This is a genomic window from Geobacter hydrogenophilus (genome assembly GCF_018501225.1).
Taxonomy (GTDB): domain Bacteria; phylum Desulfobacterota; class Desulfuromonadia; order Geobacterales; family Geobacteraceae; genus Geobacter; species Geobacter hydrogenophilus.
Genome location: NZ_JAHCZI010000004.1, coordinates 89,707 through 108,370 on the forward strand (window position 1 = coordinate 89,707; position 18,664 = coordinate 108,370).

The following is an 18,664-nucleotide window of genomic DNA, read 5'->3' on the forward strand; positions in this document are numbered from 1 at the left end:
ATGGACAAATTAACGCGCAAAACCAAGATCGTAGCCACCCTCGGGCCGGTCAGCTCGTCGCCGGAGATGATCGGAAAGCTCATGGAGGCGGGAGTCGACCTCTTCCGCCTCAACTTCTCCCACGGTTCCAATGACCAGCGCCGGGAGGTCATTGCCACCATCCGGCGTCTTTCGGCCGCCCGGGGAAAGGAGATCGGCATCCTCGGCGACCTCCAGGGGCCGAAGATCAGGACCGGCCGCATGGAGAACGGTGCCATCCCCCTCAAGAAGGGGGATCAGCTCGACATCACCACCGACGAGGTGATCGGCACCCCGGCACTCATCTCCACCATCTACAAGGCCCTCCCCCATGACGTAAAGCCCGGCTCCCGCATCCTCATGGACGACGGGCTCATCGAGCTGAAGGTCCATTCAGTGGAGGGTAATCGGGTCCGCTGCACCGTGGTGGAAGGAGGGACCCTCAAGGACCTGAAGGGGATCAACCTCCCCGGAGTCCATGTCTCGGCCCCCTCACTCTCGGAGAAGGACTTGCGGGACCTGGAGTTCTGCCTGGCCGAGGGGGTCGACTACATCGCCCTCTCCTTTGTCCGGACCGCCGAGGATGTGGAGGGGCTCAAGCGGATCCTCTTCGAGCGGGACGCCCACATCCCCGTGGTGGCCAAGATCGAGAAACCCGAGGCCCTGCGCAACTTCAAGAGCATCCTCAGGGTGGCCGACGCGGTCATGGTGGCCCGGGGGGACCTGGGGGTCGAGATCAGCGCCGAAAAGGTCCCCCTCTTCCAGAAAAAGATCATCAAGGCCTGCAACGAGGCGGGGAAGCCGGTCATCACCGCCACCCAGATGCTGGAATCGATGATCGACCACCCGCGTCCCACCCGGGCCGAAACCTCCGACGTGGCCAACGCCATCCTGGACGGGACCGACGCGGTCATGCTCTCGGGAGAAACCGCCTCGGGGCGGTTCCCCCTGGAGGCGGTGCGGACCATGGACAAGGTGGCCCTGGACGTGGAGCGCTACGCCCAGGTGGAAGGCCATGCCCCCCTGCGGCGTCACAATCCGAGTATCGCCGAGGCGGTGGCCGAGGCCGCCTGCCGCGCCGCCGTCACCGTGGACGCCCGGGCTATCTCGGTCATGACCCAGTCGGGGAGCACCGCGGCCCTCATCTCCAAGTTCCGGCCGCCGCTTCCCATCATCGCCTTCACCCAGTCCCTGGAGACCCGGCGGCGCCTCTCCCTCTACTGGGGGGTGAAGCCGTTCCCCATCGGGACCATGACCGGCACCGACGAACAGATCGCGGCCGTGGAGTCGACCCTCCTCTCTGCCGGGTACCGCAGGGGAGACGTCATCGTTATCACCATGGGGGTGCCGGTGGAGGCCCGGGGCTCCACGAACCTCATGAAGGTCCACAAGCTGGGGACCGGGAAATTTTTCGAAATTTTCTAACGGAGGATTGGGTTTCATGCGCAAAGTGTTCGACGAGACGAAAATCAACCACCTGATACTCCGGAACCGGCTGGTCCGCTCCGCCACCTGGGAGGGAATGTGCCGCGACGGGGGACATCCCACGGAGAAACTGGCCGCCTATTACGGGACCCTGGCCCGGGGCGGGGTGGGTCTCATCATCACCGGCTATGCCTTCGTTCGCCCCGACGGGAAGCAGCTGCCGGGCCAGCTGGGTATCCATGAGGACTCCTTTGCCCCCGAGGCGCAGCTCCTGGCCGAGGCGGTCCACCGGGAGGGGGGCAAAATCTGCCTCCAGCTGGTCCACTGCGGCGGCCAGACCACGGCCAGGGCGGCCGGTGGTCAGCCCGTGGCCCCCTCTGCCGTAAAAATCGATCAGTACCCGGAGCTCCCCCGTGAACTCCCCGAAACCGAAATTGCGGAACTGGTGGCAGCCTTTGCCGCCGGCGCCGTACGGGCCCGGGAGTGGGGTTTTGACGCGGTCCAACTCCATGCCGCCCACGGCTACCTCATCAACCAGTTCCTCTCCCCCCTCACTAACCGCCGTTCCGATCGCTATGGCGGCTCCCTGGAGAATCGGTGCCGCTTCCTCCTGGAGATCTCCCAGGCCGTCCGTGCCGCCGTGGGGAAGGATTTCCCGGTCATGGTGAAGCTGAACGGCTCCGACAACCTGAACGGAGGTCTCGACCTGGAAGAGGCGGTTCTGGTGGCCCGGATGCTGGATGAGGAGGGGATCGACGCCATCGAGGTCTCCGGCGGCACACCTGCCTCGGGCGGCCAGACTCCGGTCCGCCAGGGGATCGAGACCCGGGAGCAGGAGGCCTACAACCTCCCCCTCGCCTACCGGGTCAAGCAGGTGGTCTCCTGCCCCGTCATGGTGGTGGGGGGATTCCGCACCTTCGAGTTGGTGGAAGGGGTGATCCGTCGGGAAGAGGCCGACTTCGTCTCCCTTTCCCGCCCCCTCATCCGCGAGCCCAACCTCCCCCGCCGCTGGGAAGAGGGGGACGAAAGCCGGGCCCGCTGCATCTCCTGCAACGGCTGCTTCAAGCCGGGGATGAAGGAGGGAGGAATCTACTGCGTGGTGGACAAGGTGGAGCGGGAAAGCCGGGCGTTTTCCCTCTGAGGCGATACATTAGCGACGCATTCCGTCACAGGCCCGGGGTAGGATTACCCGGGCCTTGATTATTCTGACGGGAAACAGTGAGCACCATGCCCGAACTCACCCTTGCGGAAAAACTCGAAATCCTCGCCGATGGCGCCAAGTACGACGTCTCCTGCGCATCGAGCGGCAGCTCGCGCCGCAACAAAGGCGGCATCGGCAACGCCGCCCAGTGCGGCATCTGCCACAGCTGGACCGCCGACGGCCGCTGCGTGTCGCTCCTCAAGATCCTCCTGACCAACGCCTGTATCTACGACTGCGCCTACTGCGTGAACCGCCGCTCCAACGACACCCGCCGGGTGATCCTCACCCCTGCCGAGGTGGCAGAGCTTACCATCGGCTTCTACCGAAGAAACGCCATCGAGGGACTCTTCCTCTCCACCGGCGTGGTGAAGGACCCGGACCACACCATGGAGCTTCTCATCGAGGCGACCCGCATCCTGCGGGAGGAGCACCGCTTCAACGGCTACATCCACGTGAAGGTGGTCCCCGGCGCCGACCTCCTCCTGGTTGACCGCCTGGGACGCCTGGCGGACCGGGTGAGCGTCAACATGGAGTTGCCGTCACGGGAAAGCTTGAAGCTTCTGGCCCCGGACAAGTCGCGGGAGGCGATCGTCGCGCCCATGAAACGGGTGGGGGAGCTCATCGTCCAGACAAAGGAGGAGCGGAAGGTGTCCCGAAAGATCCCTCCCTTTGCCCCGGCGGGACAGAGCACCCAGCTCATCGTGGGCGCCTCCGGGGAGAGCGACCTACAGATCGTTTCCCTGGCCGCCGGGCTCTACGGGCGCCTCGCCATGAAACGGGTCTACTACTCGGCCTTCATCCCGGTGAACACCGATGAGCGGCTTCCCACCGTCATCGGCACCCCGCCCCTGGTGCGGGAGCACCGCCTCTACCAAGCCGACTGGCTCATGCGCTACTACGGTTTCGCCGCCGGCGAACTCCTGGATGAGGAGCGCCCCAACCTGGACCTGGCCCTGGACCCCAAGGCGGGGTGGGCCCTGCGGAACCTCCACCTCTTCCCCCTGGAGGTGAACCGGGCACCACTGGAACTCCTCCTACGGGTCCCGGGGATCGGGGTCCGGTCGGCCCAGCGGATCGTCGGGGCGCGACGAGGAGGACACCTCTCCCTGGATGACCTGGCGCGGCTCGGGGTAGTCATGAAGCGGGCCCGCTACTTCATCACCGCCCGGGGACGGTTCGGGGCCGATCTTGCCCCGGACGCGGCGGGGCTCCGGTTGCGGCTCACGGAGCGCGCCACCGCCAAAATCCGCTGGAGCCAGCCCTCCCTCTTCGACGCCGCCACTGCAATTGACATCCAGTCCTCCATCACGGGGGAGTTGTGATCCTGCGCTACGACGGCACCTTTGCCGGCTTTCTCTCCGCCGTGGCCCTGGCCCGGGAACGGGGCATCAAACCCGAGGCAATCACCGACCGGGAGCCGGAACAACAGGGGCTCTTCGCCGCTATCGAGGAGGTGGCGACCGACCGGGACCGAGCAGAGGAACTCTACCGCCTCATCAGCCGCACCCTCCCCTCCGGCGCCCTGCAGACCCTCCGCTATGCCTTTCACTCCTGCGAGCCCGGCCGGGAAATCCTCCTCTTCCGCTACCTGGAGTTAGGGCTGGCGACGGGGCCGCGGTTCGGCGCCATGCTGGCCCACGAAGCGGTCATCCCCGTCTGGAAGCTGGCCCGGGCCGTGGGGCGCGAGGCCCATCGCTACAAGGGGCTCGTCCGGTTCCAGCAGTTGGAAGGAGGTGTCTGGTACGCCGCCATGGAGCCGGACCACCGGATCCTTCCCCTCATCGCCCCCCACTTCGCAGCCCGCTTTGCCGACCAGCGCTGGATCATCCACGACCCGCGGCGGGGAGAGGCGGTCGTCTTCGACCCGGCCCGCCGGAAGTGGGCCGAGACCTCTCTTGAGGTGACCGGTCCCCTCCCCCTCTCCGCCGGGGAAGAGCTCTTCCGGGATCTCTGGCAGCGCTACTTCGACCGTCTTGCCATCGCGGAGCGTCACAATCCGAAGCTCCAGCGGCAGAACCTCCCCCTCAAGCACCGGGGGCACCTGCCGGAGTTTGAACGGTAGACGCCAGTCGGCACAAAGGATTGCTCCCCCAAATATTCCCTTGACTAATTCAAACGAGTATTTCAAATTAACATTTGAAATACTCGTTTTGTTTTGTGGAGGCATTATGTCCAGGAAGAAGTCGGGAGGCACCCGGGAAAAACTGCTGGCGGCGGCAGGCGATGTCTTTATCGAAAAGGGGTTCCGTGATGCCACGGTGGCCGAGATCTGCAGCAGGGCCGAGGCGAACATCTCCGCCGTCAATTATCACTTCGGCAGCAAGGAAGCCCTCTATCAGGAGGCATGGCGCCACTCGCTCACCGAGTCGCTCAAGGCTTACCCGATGGATGGGGGGGTCAGCGAAACCGCGACCGCCGAAGAACGGCTGCGGGGGCAGCTTACTGCCCTGATTCAGCGGATTGCCGACGAAAACAACAGGGACTTCTTCATTGCCCAGATGGAGCTGGTGAACCCTACCGGCCTCTTGCAGGAAGTCATGAAGACCGAGATGATCCCCATGCGGCAGAAGACACTCGCCCTCGTCCGCGAACTGCTCGGACCGGAGGCTACCGAGCAACAGGTCCATTACTGCGAGATCAGCATCATCAGCATGTGCGTCCATCCCATGGTGATGCAGCGGATCGCCAGGCGAACCAGGGACGACAAGATGCCGGCAATAATCGAAGACATCACGGCCTTTGCCGACCATGTGGTCACGTTCGCGCTGGCCGGGATCAACGCAATCCGCAGCAAAGGAAGAAAGCCATGAATTCTCCCAACAAGAAGAAGAACATCATCATCGGCATCATAGTCATTCTCCTGGTGACGGCGGGGGTGGCTGCCGCCAGGAAGTTCTTTGCACCGCAGAAGATCACCTACATCACCGCACCGGCCTCCCGCATGGATCTGGAGGAAAGCGTCCTCGCCACCGGCATCCTGAAGGCATTCAAGACCGTGGCGGTCGGGGCCCAGGTCACTGGACAACTCAAGACCCTCCATGTCGCCCTGGGAGACACGGTGAAGAAGGGGCAACTGCTGGCTGAAATCGACCCGGTGCTTCCGCAGAACACCCTCAGGGACGCTGAAGCCCAGGTCGACAACCTGCAGGCACAGAAACGATCGAAACAGGCCTTACTGAAGCAGTATGAACTGGCCTTTCAGCGCCAGAGCCAGATGAACGCCAAGGATGCCGGTTCCAGGGCCGACCTTGAGAGTGCGCAAGCCCAACTGGAGAGCACCCGGCATGACATCGCCGCCCTGGAGGCCCAGATCAGGAAGGCGATCATTGCGGTCGATACGGCCAGGGCAAACCTCGGCTACACCCGTATCCATGCCCCCATCGACGGGACCGTCATCTCCATCGACACCGAAGAGGGGCAGACTGTCGTATCGAACCAGACGGCCACGACGATCCTGACCCTGGCCACCCTGGACACCATGACGGTCAAGGCCAAGATCTCCGAAGCGGATGTGACCCGGGTCAAGCCGGGACTGCCGACCTACTTCACCTTGCTGGGGGACAGCGATACCCGGTATTACGGGAAGCTGCGGGCCATCGAACCCGGTCCGGTAAACGGGTCCTCAACGACCGGCAGCTCCAGTACCGGCAGCTCCAGTTCGGCAATCTACTACTACGGCCTCTTCGAGGTGCCGAATCCCGACAACAAGCTCAAGGTGTCCATGACCACCCAAGTGGCGGTGGTGTTGAATCAGGCCAGGCAGGCACTCTGCGTCCCGGTTGCGGCTCTCGGGGAAAAGCAGAAAGACGGGAAGACGACAGTCCTGGTTCTGGCGGGCGAACAGCCGGTACCCCGGACGATCCGCACCGGCATCTCCAACAATGTGCAGATTCAGGTCTTGGACGGGTTGAAAGAGGGGGAAAAGGTGGTTCTCGGCGACAGTTCCAATCTGCCGAAGACCGACCCGAACAAGATGCCTCCTCCGGGGAGACGGTAGCCATGGGGAAGCCGCTCCTTGAAATACATGGCCTGGTGCGCCGCTTCTCGACAGGCGACCAGCAGGTCGACGTCCTCAAAGGGATCGACCTGACCATCCATGCAGGAGAGATGGTGGCCATTGTCGGTGCCTCCGGTTCGGGGAAATCCACGCTGATGAACATCCTCGGCTGCCTGGACCGCCCCAGCGAGGGGAGCTACCGGATCGACGGACGGGAGACCAGCAGCCTGTCAAATGATGACCTGGCCAGGCTGCGACGGGACTACTTCGGGTTTATCTTCCAGCGCTATCACCTGCTGCCGCATCTCACCGCCGCCCAGAATGCCGAGATACCGGCGATCTATGCCGGGGTGAACAAGCATGCCCGGCAGGAACGTGCCGGCAAACTCCTGGAGCGCCTCGGCCTGAGCGAGCGATGCGAGCATCGCCCCAACCAGCTTTCCGGCGGCCAGCAGCAACGGGTCAGTATCGCCAGGGCGCTGATGAACGGCGGCGACGTCATCCTGGCCGATGAACCGACCGGCGCCCTGGACAGCAAAAGCGGCAAGGAGATGATGGCGGTTCTCCATGAACTGCATGCCAATGGTCATACCATCATCCTGGTCACCCACGACCAGCAAGTGGCCGCTCATGCCGAACGGATCATCGAGATCAGCGACGGCATGATTGTCCGTGATCAGGCCAACCCGGAACGTCAGGCGACAACGACTGCCACGCTGCCGGCAAAGGTTTCAGCCGAACAGTCGGTCAACTTCCTCCAGGCGAATTGGGGACGTTTTGCCGAAGCCTTCACAATGGCCTGGGTTGCCATGCTCTCCCACCGGATGCGGACCCTCCTGACCATGCTCGGGATCATCATCGGCATCACCTCCGTGGTCTCGGTGGTGGCGCTGGGGCAGGGGGCGCAGCAGAAGGTCATCAAGGACATCAGCGCCATGGGGACCAATGTCATCGACGTCAACCCCGGCAAGGACTGGGGGGACGAGGACGCCGCCAGTATCCAGACCCTCGTGCCGTCAGACCTTGAGGCGCTGAAGGCCCAGGTGTACGTGGACAGCGCCTCCCCCGCCACCGGCGGCAGCCAGCTCCTCCGCTACCGCAACATCACCGCCAATGCCTCGGTGAACGGCGTGAGCGAACAGTACTTCCGGGTCAAGGGGTATGACATTGCCGACGGCATCGCCTTCAGCACCGATGAGGTGAAACAGCAGGCCCAGGTGGTAGTGATCGACCAGAACAGCCGCAAGAAATTCTTCGCCACGGAAGACCCCATCGGCAAGGTGCTCTTTATCGGCTCACTTCCCTGCAGGGTCATCGGCGTCACCAAAGAGAAGGACGGCCCCATGGGGAACAGCTCGAACCTTGAGGTCTGGATCCCCTACAGCGCCGCCATGAACCGGCTGCTGGGACAGCAGTATTTCAGTTCCATCTCGGTGCGGGTCAAAGACGGCATCTCCAACCAGGTGGCGGAGCAGAGCATCACCAAACTGGTCACCCAGCGGCACGGCCGCAAGGACTTCTACACCAACAGCAGCGACAGCATCATGAAGACCATCAACAAGACCACCACCACCCTGAAGCTGATGATCTCGGCCATTGCGGTCATCTCCCTCATCGTCGGCGGCATCGGCGTCATGAACATCATGCTGGTGTCGGTGACGGAACGGACCCACGAGATCGGCATCCGGATGGCGGTCGGTGCCCGGCAGGAGGACATCATGCAGCAGTTCCTCATCGAGTCGGTCCTGGTCTGCCTGATGGGGGGAATGATCGGCATTGTCTGCTCCTGGGGAGTCGGCAAGGTGTTCTCCCTGTTCGTGAGCAGCTTCGCCATGCAGTTTTCCGTCATGTCCATTGTCTTGGCATTTCTCTGTTCAACACTGATCGGTGTCGTCTTCGGCTTTCTCCCGGCTCGCAACGCGGCCCGGCTGGACCCGATCGAAGCGCTGGCACGGGAGTAAGCACACGTATGAACACGGTATCCAAGTACAAATACACCCTCGCGTTGCCGATGATGCTCCTCCTGGCAGGCTGCAACGGCCTCCTCCCCCGCAGCCAGTATACCCGTCCGGATGTGACTCTTCCCCAGCAATGGCAGGAGACGGGCATCACCGGAACAACCGTTGCTGCCAGAGAGCAATGGTGGCGGGATTTCAACGATCCGGCCCTGAGCGAACTGATCGAGCGGGCTCTCAAAACCAACAACGACCTCGCTGCCGCCGCCATCAGGGTAAGGCGGGCCCAGCTCTCCGCCCGGCTTACCGGCACCAACCTGACGCCATCGGTATCGGTGGGGGCCACCAGCAGCATCACCCGTGACCTGAAGAACCACGTCAATACCAAGACAAGCGGCGTCACCGGCACGGCCAGCTACGAGCTGGACCTCTGGGGCAAACTGTCCAGCGCCCGCGACACCAGCAGATGGGAAGCCGAGGCGACCGAGTCGGATCGCCAGAGCACCGCCCTGTCACTGATCGGCACGGTCGCCACCAACTACTGGCAGATTGCCTACCTGAACGAGCGGATCGCCACCGTCGAGGCGAGCATCGCCTACGCGGAAAAGATCTGGGACCTGACGGAAGTGAAATACCGCGCCGGCGCCGTTTCCGCCCTCGACCAGACCCAGGCCCGTCAGACCGTTGCCGCCCAGAAAGCCCAACTGACGGAACTCCTGCAGCAGCGGACCGAGGCGCGCAATGCCCTGGCGATCCTCTTCGACCAGGCGCCGGAGAACAGCGTGCCGGAACGGCAACGGTTGCCCGATGGGTCGCTTCCGACAGTTGCAGCCGGTCTCCCCGCAAGCCTTCTCGGGCAACGTCCGGACCTCAGGGCGGCGGAGCAGAGGCTCAGGAAATACCTGGCAAGCATCGACACCACCCGTGCCAGCTACTATCCGAGCTTCACCCTTACCGGCACCCTCGGCACAAGCAGCACCAGCCTGCTGGATCTGCTGCGGAATCCGTACGCCGCCCTGGGGGCAGGCGTGACCCTCCCCTTCATCCAGTGGAACACCATGAAGCTGAACGAGGAGATCTCGAAAACGGAGTACGAGGAAGCGGTGGTCACCTTCCGCCAGTCCCTCTACTCGGCCCTCAGCGACGTGGAGAACGCCCTGTCGGCCCGCACCCGCACCGAAGAGGAGGTTATGCAGCTGGAAGAGTCCCTGGCACTGGCCAAAAAGGCCGAGGAACTGGCCGAGATCCGGTATCGCGCGGGATCGACGGCGTTGCAGCCGTGGCTCGACGCCCAGGAGAGCCGGCGTGACGCCGAAAGGGCCCTTGCCGCCGTCCGCCTGAACCGGCTCAGGAATTGTATGGCACTCTACCAGGCGATCGGCGGTCCCCAGTCCGTGGCAGCGGGTTCGTGACCCTGCCATTCGGCCTGAACCTGGACTTGGAGTTTATTGTTGCGGACTTTTTTTGATTTTTCGCCCGATGCTGGTATCCTGTCGTAACTGCACCACGGATGGTATGAGAGCAAGACGACAAGGAGAGAAGACGTGAAACCAACCAAGGAAGAACTGGCGCTTCAGGTAGACGTGGCGGAGTGGAACTGGCTCCGGGCCCATCTGGAGCGAGGGGGGCTGATCGTCGTTGCACCGGAGCTGGAAATAGCGGAGGTGGGCGAGCGAATCGCCCGGGACGACACAGTCACCGTGGGTGCCTGGATCGAATCCGGGAAGCTGTCCAAGCCGAGCGACAGCCAGATCGCCATATGGGACGCCGACAAGGCTGCCCGCTTCAGCACCCTCATCATCAGCCCCTATGTCCTCATGAAGGAGCAATGACCATGGCCGATAACGAAACGATACCCTCCTGCGCGAACTGTAGTGCAGTCTGGCAGAAGAGCGGCACCACCAACTGCTGGAGCAGCCCGGAAAACCGCCCCGGCCAGCCGGCCAACTGCCCGTCAAAGACGTCATCGGAACTCATCGACGAGAGTTTCGCCCAGTACCGGGGTGACAGCGACGACGCCCGCCTTGCCCGGGTGGCGGCAAAAGTAGAGGGGCTCTGCTACCAGAAGATGCCCGGCAGCGAGGCCGTGGTGGCCCGCTGGACCCGGGTGGAGGACACCGTGGCCCTGGCGAAGCTCATGGGATGGCAGAAAATAGGCATCGCCACCTGCATCGGCCTCCTGGAGGAGACGAAACAGCTCGTGGCCATCCTGGAGGCCCAGGGGCTGGAGCCGGCAAGCGTCTGCTGCAAATCGGGGAGCATCGACAAGCTGGAGCTGGGGCTGGAGGAGACCGACAAGGTCCGCCCCGGCACCTTCGAGCCGGCCTGCAACCCCATCGCCCAGGCGGAAATCCTGAACCGCTGCGGCACCCACATGAACATCATCGTCGGCCTCTGCGTGGGGCACGACATGCTCTTCACCAAGCACTCCCAGGCGCCGGTAACGACGCTCGTCTGCAAGGACCGGGTCACGGGCCACAACCCAGCGGCGGTCCTCTACGGGCAAAACTTCTATTACAAGCGGCTGCGGGTGCAACCTGTCGCGATACCTGCCGAAGAAACGTAGTTCTCCCTCTCTTTACCATGCACAGCTAATTACCGTGAAAATCCGCCACGTTAAGGCGGATTTTCACGGCATCTCACAGCATCTTCCGCAGATACTGTCCCGTATACGACCGCGTCACCTTTGCCACATCCTCGGGAGTGCCGGTGGCGATGATCTCGCCCCCCCGGTCACCCCCTTCGGGACCGAGGTCGATGAGCCAATCAGCGGTCTTGATGACGTCCAGATTGTGCTCGATGATCACGATGGTGTTTCCCCCCTCCACGAGCTTCTTCAACACCTCCAGGAGCTTGGCGATGTCGTGGAAATGGAGGCCAGTGGTCGGTTCGTCGAGGATATAGATGGTCCGTCCCGTGGCGCGGCGGGCCAGCTCCTTGGCGAGCTTCACCCGCTGGGCCTCACCGCCGGAAAGGGTCGTGGCCGACTGGCCAAGGCGAATGTAGCCGAGCCCCACCTCCTCCAGGGTCTGGAGCTTCGTCTTGATCTTCGGGATGTTCTCCAGGAACCGGAGCGCCTCGGAGACGGTCATGTCGAGAACCTGGGCGATGGATTTCCCCTTGTAGGTCACCTCAAGGGTCTCGCGGTTGTAGCGGGCCCCCTTGCAGACCTCGCACTGGACATAGACATCGGGAAGAAAGTGCATCTCAATCTTGATGATCCCGTCGCCGGAGCACGCCTCGCATCGCCCCCCCTTCACGTTGAAGGAGTAGCGCCCCGGCTTGTAGCCGCGCACCTTGGACTCGGGGAGCTGGGCGAAGAGGTCGCGGATGTCGGCGAAGACGCCGGTGTAGGTGGCGGGATTGGAGCGGGGGGTGCGGCCGATGGGGGACTGGTCGATATTGATGACCTTGTCGAGCTGCTCCAGCCCCCTGATCTCTTTCACCGTCCCGGCCCGCTCGCGGCTCTTGTAGAGGCGCTGGCCCAGGACCTTGTAGAGGGTGTCGATGACCAGGGTCGATTTCCCCGACCCGGAGGCCCCGGTGACGCAGGTCATGACCCCGAGGGGGATGTCGACGGTGACATCTTTCAGGTTGTTTTCCGCGGCCTCGACCATGGTGATGAAGCGCTTCGGTTTTCTGCGCTTCTTCGGCACGGCGATGGCGAGCTCCCCCGAGAGGTAGCGGCCGGTGAGGGAGGCGGGGTTCGCCATGATCTCCGCCGGGGTCCCCTGGGCCACTACGCGGCCGCCGTGCTCGCCGGCGCCGGGTCCCATGTCGAGGACGTGGTCCGCCTCCAGGATCGTCTCCTCGTCGTGCTCCACCACGAGGACCGTGTTGCCGATGTCGCGCAGGTGCTTCAGGGTCTGGAGGAGCCGGCCGTTGTCCCGCTGGTGGAGGCCGATGGAGGGCTCGTCCAGGATGTAGAGGACCCCCACGAGGCTGGAGCCGATCTGGGTGGCGAGCCGGATCCGTTGTCCCTCGCCGCCGGAGAGTGTCCCCGAGGCCCGGTCCAGCGAGAGGTAGTCGAGCCCCACGTTCACGAGGAAGTGGAGCCGCTCCCGGATTTCTTTCAGGATGCGGCGGGCGATCTCCTCCTCCTTCTGCGTCAAGGTGAGAGAGGCGAAGAACTCCAGGGCGTCCTTGATGGAGAGGGCCGTCACCTGCCGGATGTCGCGCCCCGCCACCTTCACGTGGAGCGCCTCCTTCTTCAGCCGCGCCCCCTGGCAGGTGGGGCACGGCATCACGTTCATGTACCGCTCCAGCTCTTCGTGGACCTGCTCCGAGTCGCTCTCCCGGTAGCGCCGCTCCAGGTTCGGGATCACCCCCTCGAACTCCTTGGTGTAGGTGTGGCGGCGACCGCCGTCCTCCTCCCACCAGAACTCGATCTTCTCCCCGCCGGAGCCCCGGAGGACCACGTCCTGGACCCGCTGCGGCAGCTTCTTGAAGGGGGTCAGGATATCGAATTTGTAGGCCTTGGCCAAGGCATCCAGGGTCAGGTGGTACCATCCGGAAAGCCGCTTCTCCCACGGCACGATGGCCCCGTCGCGGATGGAGAGGTCCGGGTTCGGCACCACCAGTTCCGGGTCGAAATACATCCGCGTCCCGAGGCCGGTGCAGTCGGGGCAGGCCCCGTAGGGGTTATTGAAGGAGAACATCCGGGGGGTCATCTCGGGGTAGGAGATGCCGCAGTCGATGCAGGCCAGGGCCTCGGAGAAGAGGATTGTCTCGCCGTTCACCACCTGCACCTTCACCACCCCTTCGGCATGGTTCAGGGCCGTCTCCAGGGAGTCGGCCAGGCGCCGCTCGATCCCCTCCTTGACGATGAGCCGGTCCACCACGATGTCGATATCGTGTTTCTTGTTCTTGTCGAGGGGGATCTCCTCTGAGAGCTCATACTGCGCCCCGTCCACGATGACCCGGACAAAGCCGTCCTTGCGGAGCTGGGCCAGCTCCTTCCGGTACTCCCCCTTGCGCCCCCTGATCATAGGGGAGAGGAGCTGGAGCTTCGTCCCCGCGGCCATGGCCATGATCTGGTCCACCATCTGGGAGACGGTCTGGGAGGTGATCTCCTTGCCGCACTGGTAGCAGTGGGGGTGCCCGACGCGGGCGAAGAGGAGTCGGAGGTAGTCGTAAATCTCAGTGACGGTGCCCACGGTGGAGCGGGGATTGCGGCTCGTGGTCTTCTGCTCGATGGAGATGGCGGGGGAGAGCCCCTCGATGGATTCCACATCGGGCTTTTCCATCTGCTCCAGGAACTGGCGGGCATAGGCCGAGAGGGACTCCACGTAGCGGCGCTGCCCCTCGGCGTAGATGGTGTCGAAGGCCAGGGTCGATTTCCCCGAGCCGGAGATGCCGGTGATGACGACGAGCTTGTCCCGGGGGATCTCCACGTCGATGCATTTGAGGTTATGTTCGCAGGCGCCTTTGACGATGATGGTATCGTGTGCCATGGGATTCCGGTTCCTTCGGTGTGCGGTGATTGGGCCCGGGGACGTCCGGGCAGAAAAATACTATAGCACGGAACGGAATAAAAAAAGGCCGGCCCTTCGGCCGACCCATGGCATAACATCGAATCGTTGAGACGCGCACTGGCTGTCCCCAATAAACCGGGGCTAGCCGGTCAGTTGGGGCGGTTCTCCCAGATCTGCCGGGTGAGGTCTTCGGCCCAGACCGCGACCTCTTCCGGTGTTCCGACAAAAAGCCCCTCTCCCCCCTCTCGCTGCACGTAGGCATTGAACCGATCCAGCACCGCCATGAGGTGGGCCAGGGTCTTCATGCTCCCCTCGCCGCCATCCTCCGGCAGCACATGGTCGAAACAGGCATTCAGAAGATCATCGGCAAGCTGTCCTCCCCGGGCATCCCCCGCAAGAAGCTGTGAAACCTCGCAAAACCGTCCGTGTGCCCCTTTCATGGCGTCCTCCCCGCCCGCCTGCCGCGGGCCTTCCCTTCTCCCCCATTGACGGAGGAGGTCACTATCTCCCAGCAATTTATCCTTGCCCCCCCTGGCTCACCATGATAGGTTTGCGTTAAGGGCGATTTTTCTCGAAATATTTCCTCCTGATGGCCGGTACCAGGAATGCCTTTTATCTCCCTGGTAATTTTATTATTATTCCAAAGAAATATATTGTCAACGATTATTTTTCATCCAGAAATATTTTTTTATCGGAGAGATATTTTATGGCTGCTTCCCCCATCGTCCCGACCCCATCCACGGGGAGACGGATCAAGGAAATCCGGATAAACAAGGGATTGACCCAGAAGGAGTTTGCCGACTCCCTCGGGATCGTGCAGGGATTTCTCAGCGGCATCGAGCGGGAGAAGAAGACCCCTTCGGACACCCTCCTGATCGCCCTCTGTAATCTCTATGAAATAAACCCGTCATGGCTCGCCTCGGGAGAGGGAGAAATGTACCGGACGCCGCGCCGCGCCGGGCAGCCCCCAACTCCTCCCGGTAGCGAAGGAATCCCGCTCCTGGAGCGAATAGGGCCTGAGTTTCCCCACCGGGTCGGGGAGGACGAAATCCGCGACCGCGTGGCCCTGCCGGGGGTAGCTGAGGGATGCTATGCCATTGTCGCCTACGGCGATTTCATGGCCCCCACCATCCGGGACGGCGACCTGGTGATCTTCAGGCCCGGGGAAGAGCCCCAGAACGGCGAAGTGGTCCTGGTGACCAACCGGTGGGGCGAGGCGATCCTGCGACGGTATCGGTTCAGGAACGGCGATATCGTCTACTCCCCCGACAACGCCACCTACTCCCCCTTCACCCCCGCCCCGGAGACGCGGATCATCGGCACCGTGGCGGAGGTGTGGCGCAAGGTGAAGCTATAGGCGCTTTCCACCCCAAATCGGGCAGTCGCGCCCAGATTTGAGGCGGACCCCTTCTTCCCCGCCAATCCGGCTATCCGGAAATTTCTGAGAAGTAACGGCACGTTACTCCCTCTTGTCGTGTTGGCACGCTCTCTGCTCTTTCCAGAGCAAGACCAACAACCGCATAGCCGCCGATACACGATAATACTAAACCATCCGCGAGGGTGGGACGGAAAGCCTACAGGGTCTCCCCGAGACAGCCGGGTCGCCGAAATATCTCAACAGGATATGCAGGCCCCGGCTTTTTTCATGACCGAACGTGGCCTTACCATGAAAGGAGGAAACACCATGACCAGCAAAATTATCGCATCTATCGCCTGCCTCGCCGCCTTGACGGGGACCGCCCACGCCGGAAACGTCGACTTCAGCATCGGCATCAACCTGGGGAACCGACCGGTGGCGGTGAGCTACGAGCCAGTGTACGCCCCGGCCCCTCCCCCTCGCTATGAGCCGGTCTATGCGCCTGCTCCTCAACCGGTCTACGTGCCGGCTCCGCAACCGGTGGTGATCGCCGAGCCCCCACAATTCGTCCTCTCCCCTTCCCTCGGCTTCTACGTTGCCATGGACACCCCCTACGACCTCTTCTATGCGGGGAACCGTTACTACCTGAGCCGCAACGGCGTCTGGTACGGCGGCGCCTCCTACCGGGGGCCGTGGGCCACGGTGGCGTACCGCTCCCTTCCGCGGGAACTGAGGCGCTACCCGGTGGCGACGATCCGCCAGCAGCGGGACACGGACTACCGCCGCTGGTGCAACGACGACCATGGTCGGTGGCGGAGCTTCCGCCCCGAGCGGGAGTGGCGCGATGCCCGTCGGGAAGAGAAGGCACGGTGGAAGGAAGCGAAGTGGCGAGAGAAGGAGTGGCGCAAGGAAGGCCGCGGCCGGTGGGATGACAGGGACAGGGACTGAGGAAAGGAGCTAATTTCCCCTCACCCGGCCGTTGGCCACCCTCTCCCAAGGGGAGAGGGGAAGGGGCGAGAGGGAAACTAATGAATAGAGGCCCGAGGGAGTTACCGGACAGGACGCCGGACTACCCCCCGGGCCTTTTTCTTTTTGAGGCGGGCACCGGCCTTGCGGCGCTTTTCGGCCAGGGCGACGAGGATCTCGTGGCTTCCCCGGGGGTCGTCTCCCTCCCCCGGCATCCGCTGCACGTAACCGCCGTCGGGTTGCATATCCCAGGCACTCCGCCGGTCGCCGAGCTGCACGTCGAGCATTGTCCGGAGCTCTTTCCGCAACTCCGGCGCCTCCACCGGCGCCATGACCTCGACCCGGTACTCCAGGTTCCGCTTCATGGCGTCGGCGGAGCCGATGTAGTACTCCTCGTCGCCCCCGTTGCGGAAGTAGTAGATCCGTGAGTGCTCCAGGAACCGTCCCACCACGCTCACCACCCTTACCGTCTCCGAGAGCCCCGGAACGCCGGGCCGCAGGCGGCAGCTGTCCCGGATGAGGAGATCGATCCGCACCCCTTTCCGGGCCGCACGATAGAGGGCCGCCACGACGTCGGCATCCTCCAGGGCGTTCATCTTGAACTGGATAAGCCCCGGGCTCTTCTCCGAGTGGAGGTCCGCCTCCCGCTCGATCCTGGCCAGGAGCGCCCGCTTCAGGTGCTTCGGCGCCGGCAGCAGCTTCTGGTAGTTGCGCCGGGGGGTGTAGCCGGTGGTGAGGTAGTTGAAGAGCTCGGTGGCGTCCTGCCCCATGGCCTCGTCGCTGGTGAAAAGCCCCAGGTCGGAGTAGAGCCGGGCGGTGCCGGGATGGTAGTTGCCGGTGCCGACGTGGACGTAGCGCCTCAGGCCGTCGTAGTCCTGCCGCACCACGAGGATCACCTTGCAGTGGGTCTTGAGCCCCACGACGCCGTAGGTGACGTGGATCCCCGCCTCCTCCATCCGCTCGGCAAGCCTGATGTTGGCCGCCTCGTCGAAGCGGGCCTTCAGTTCCACCGCCACCGCCACCTGCTTACCGTTCCCCGCCGCGTTCACCAGGCAGTCGATGATCCGGCTGTCGGAGGCGGTCCGGTAGAGGGTCATCTTGATGGCCCGCACCTTGGGATCTTCGCTCGCCTCGAAGAGAAACCGCTCCACCGAGGTGGCAAAGGAGTCGTAGGGGTGCTGGAGGAGGATGGCGCCGGCGTCCCGGATCACATGAAAGATGTTCCGATCGGTCATGAGGCGGGGGTGGTCGACCGGGTGGTGGGGCGGGTCGTGCAGCTCCGGGTAGCCGAGGCCGGCGATCTCGAACAGGTCCCGAAGGGCCAGCATCCCCTCCACCTCGAAGACGTCGGCGGCCTCGTTCAGCTCCAGCTCCGCGGCGAGCATCCCCCGGTGGACCGCCCCCATGCCGGCAGCCACCTCCAGCCGAACGATGGGAGCGAAGCGCCGGTCCTGGAGCTCCGACTCGATCATGGAGAGGAGGTCATCGGCCTGCTCCTCGTTCCGCTCGGTGTTGGCGTTGCGGGTGACCCGGAAGAACTCGCAGGCCACCACCTCCATCTCCGGGAAAAGGAGGTCCAGGTTGTGCTGCATTACCTCCTCAAGGGGAACAAACCGGTGGGCGTCCCCCACCCGGAGGAACCGGGGAATCCCGGCCCCCACCGGCACCTTGACCCGGGCCAGGGAGGTCTCCCGCTCCCGGGGGTAGCGAAGCGTCACGAGGAGGTTCAGGGAGAGGTTGGAGATGAAGGGGAAGGGGTGGGCGGGGTCGATGGACTGGGGAGTGACCAGGGGGAAGATGTTGCGGATGTAGTAGTCGCGGAGATCTTTCCGCTCCCGGGCGGAGATTTCGCTGTAGCCGAGGATCTGGATGCCGGCCGGGCGCAAAAGCGTCAGGAGCTCGCCGAAGAGGAGCCGCTTGCGCTCCCCCAGCTCCCGCACCACGGCGTAGCACTCCTCGATCTGCTGCCGGGGGGTGCGGCCGTCCACGGTCAGGTTCTGGATGCCGGCCCCCACCTGCTGCTTGAGGCCGCCGATCCGCTTCATGAAAAACTCGTCCAGGTTGCTGCTGACAATGGCGGCGAACTTGACCCGCTCCAGAAGCGGTGTCCGCTCGTCCTCGGCCTCGTGGAGAACCCGCCGGTTGAACTCCAGCCAGGTGAGCTCCCGGTTCAGGTAGAGCTCGGGGGATGTCAGGTCGCCGGCCGCGTCCCACCCCGCCGTCACCGGTTCGGGGACAGTTTTCTTCGGGGGGAGGGACTTGCGGGCCATG

15 protein-coding genes and 1 riboswitch are annotated in these 18,664 nt (G+C 63.7%); of the genes, 12 read left to right on the plus strand and 3 right to left on the minus strand.

Annotated elements, in window-relative coordinates; genetic code table 11:
• The 10 genes from pyk to KI811_RS08725 all read left to right on the plus strand — a co-directional run bounded on the left by pyk (nt 1) and on the right by KI811_RS08725 (nt 11,162).
• Nucleotides 1-1,443 (plus strand): pyruvate kinase, encoded by a 1,443-nt coding sequence (gene pyk, locus KI811_RS08680; RefSeq protein ID WP_214186080.1) that lies wholly within the window; start codon nt 1-3, stop codon nt 1,441-1,443.
• A gap of 16 nt (nt 1,444-1,459) precedes the next feature.
• Nucleotides 1,460-2,584 carry an NADH:flavin oxidoreductase gene (locus KI811_RS08685; protein WP_214186081.1) on the plus strand — a complete coding sequence of 375 codons (1,125 nt, stop codon included), beginning with the start codon at nt 1,460-1,462 and terminating at the stop codon, nt 2,582-2,584.
• 86 nt (nt 2,585-2,670) lie between these two features.
• The gene (locus KI811_RS08690) at nt 2,671-3,966 is read left to right on the plus strand and encodes a putative DNA modification/repair radical SAM protein (RefSeq protein WP_214186082.1); all 1,296 of its coding nucleotides are present in this window, start codon (nt 2,671-2,673) and stop codon (nt 3,964-3,966) included.
• Nucleotides 3,963-4,706, plus strand: a complete 744-nt coding sequence (locus tag KI811_RS08695; RefSeq protein ID WP_214186083.1) for a TIGR03915 family putative DNA repair protein — start codon at nt 3,963-3,965, stop codon at nt 4,704-4,706. The genes KI811_RS08690 and KI811_RS08695 overlap by 4 nt, the downstream gene beginning before the upstream one ends.
• 106 nt (nt 4,707-4,812) lie before the next feature.
• Nucleotides 4,813-5,454 carry a CerR family C-terminal domain-containing protein gene (locus tag KI811_RS08700; RefSeq protein WP_214186084.1) on the plus strand — a complete coding sequence of 214 codons (642 nt, stop codon included), beginning with the start codon at nt 4,813-4,815 and terminating at the stop codon, nt 5,452-5,454.
• Nucleotides 5,451-6,641, plus strand: a complete 1,191-nt coding sequence (locus tag KI811_RS08705) for an efflux RND transporter periplasmic adaptor subunit (protein ID WP_214186085.1) — start codon at nt 5,451-5,453, stop codon at nt 6,639-6,641. The genes KI811_RS08700 and KI811_RS08705 overlap by 4 nt, the downstream gene beginning before the upstream one ends.
• Nucleotides 6,642-6,643: 2 nt before the next feature.
• Nucleotides 6,644-8,602, plus strand: a complete 1,959-nt coding sequence (locus KI811_RS08710; protein ID WP_214186086.1) for a MacB family efflux pump subunit — start codon at nt 6,644-6,646, stop codon at nt 8,600-8,602.
• An 8-nt stretch (nt 8,603-8,610) separates the two neighbouring features.
• Entirely contained in the window at nt 8,611-10,008 is a 1,398-nt protein-coding gene (locus tag KI811_RS08715) for an efflux transporter outer membrane subunit (RefSeq protein WP_214186087.1), read from the plus strand.
• Nucleotides 10,009-10,140: 132 nt separating this feature from the next.
• Entirely contained in the window at nt 10,141-10,428 is a 288-nt protein-coding gene (locus KI811_RS08720; RefSeq protein WP_214186088.1) for a DUF2288 domain-containing protein, read from the plus strand.
• A gap of 2 nt (nt 10,429-10,430) precedes the next feature.
• Nucleotides 10,431-11,162 (plus strand): DUF1847 domain-containing protein, encoded by a 732-nt coding sequence (locus tag KI811_RS08725; RefSeq protein ID WP_214186089.1) that lies wholly within the window; start codon nt 10,431-10,433, stop codon nt 11,160-11,162.
• A gap of 73 nt (nt 11,163-11,235) precedes the next feature.
• Here the strand turns inward: KI811_RS08725 and uvrA are convergent, their stop codons facing one another.
• Both uvrA and KI811_RS08735 read right to left on the minus strand, forming a co-directional pair.
• Nucleotides 11,236-14,049 carry an excinuclease ABC subunit UvrA gene (gene uvrA / locus KI811_RS08730; protein WP_214186090.1) on the minus strand — a complete coding sequence of 938 codons (2,814 nt, stop codon included), beginning with the start codon at nt 14,047-14,049 and terminating at the stop codon, nt 11,236-11,238.
• A gap of 170 nt (nt 14,050-14,219) precedes the next feature.
• The gene (locus KI811_RS08735; protein WP_214186091.1) at nt 14,220-14,510 is read right to left on the minus strand and encodes a hypothetical protein; all 291 of its coding nucleotides are present in this window, start codon (nt 14,508-14,510) and stop codon (nt 14,220-14,222) included.
• Nucleotides 14,511-14,776: 266 nt separating this feature from the next.
• Here KI811_RS08735 and KI811_RS08740 point away from each other — a divergent pair, with 266 nt between their 5' ends.
• On the plus strand, nt 14,777-15,427 hold the full coding sequence (locus KI811_RS08740) for a LexA family protein (protein WP_214186092.1): 651 nt from the start codon (nt 14,777-14,779) through the stop codon (nt 15,425-15,427).
• A 175-nt stretch (nt 15,428-15,602) separates the two neighbouring features.
• Nucleotides 15,603-15,679: riboswitch (cyclic di-GMP riboswitch) on the plus strand.
• 75 nt (nt 15,680-15,754) lie between these two features.
• A complete protein-coding gene (locus KI811_RS08745; protein ID WP_214186093.1) occupies nt 15,755-16,375 on the plus strand; it encodes a YXWGXW repeat-containing protein in 621 nt (206 codons plus the stop codon).
• A gap of 101 nt (nt 16,376-16,476) precedes the next feature.
• Here KI811_RS08745 and ppk1 read toward each other — a convergent pair whose 3' ends face one another.
• A complete protein-coding gene (gene ppk1, locus KI811_RS08750) occupies nt 16,477-18,663 on the minus strand; it encodes a polyphosphate kinase 1 (RefSeq protein ID WP_214186094.1) in 2,187 nt (728 codons plus the stop codon).
• Nucleotide 18,664: the final 1 nt, after the last annotated feature.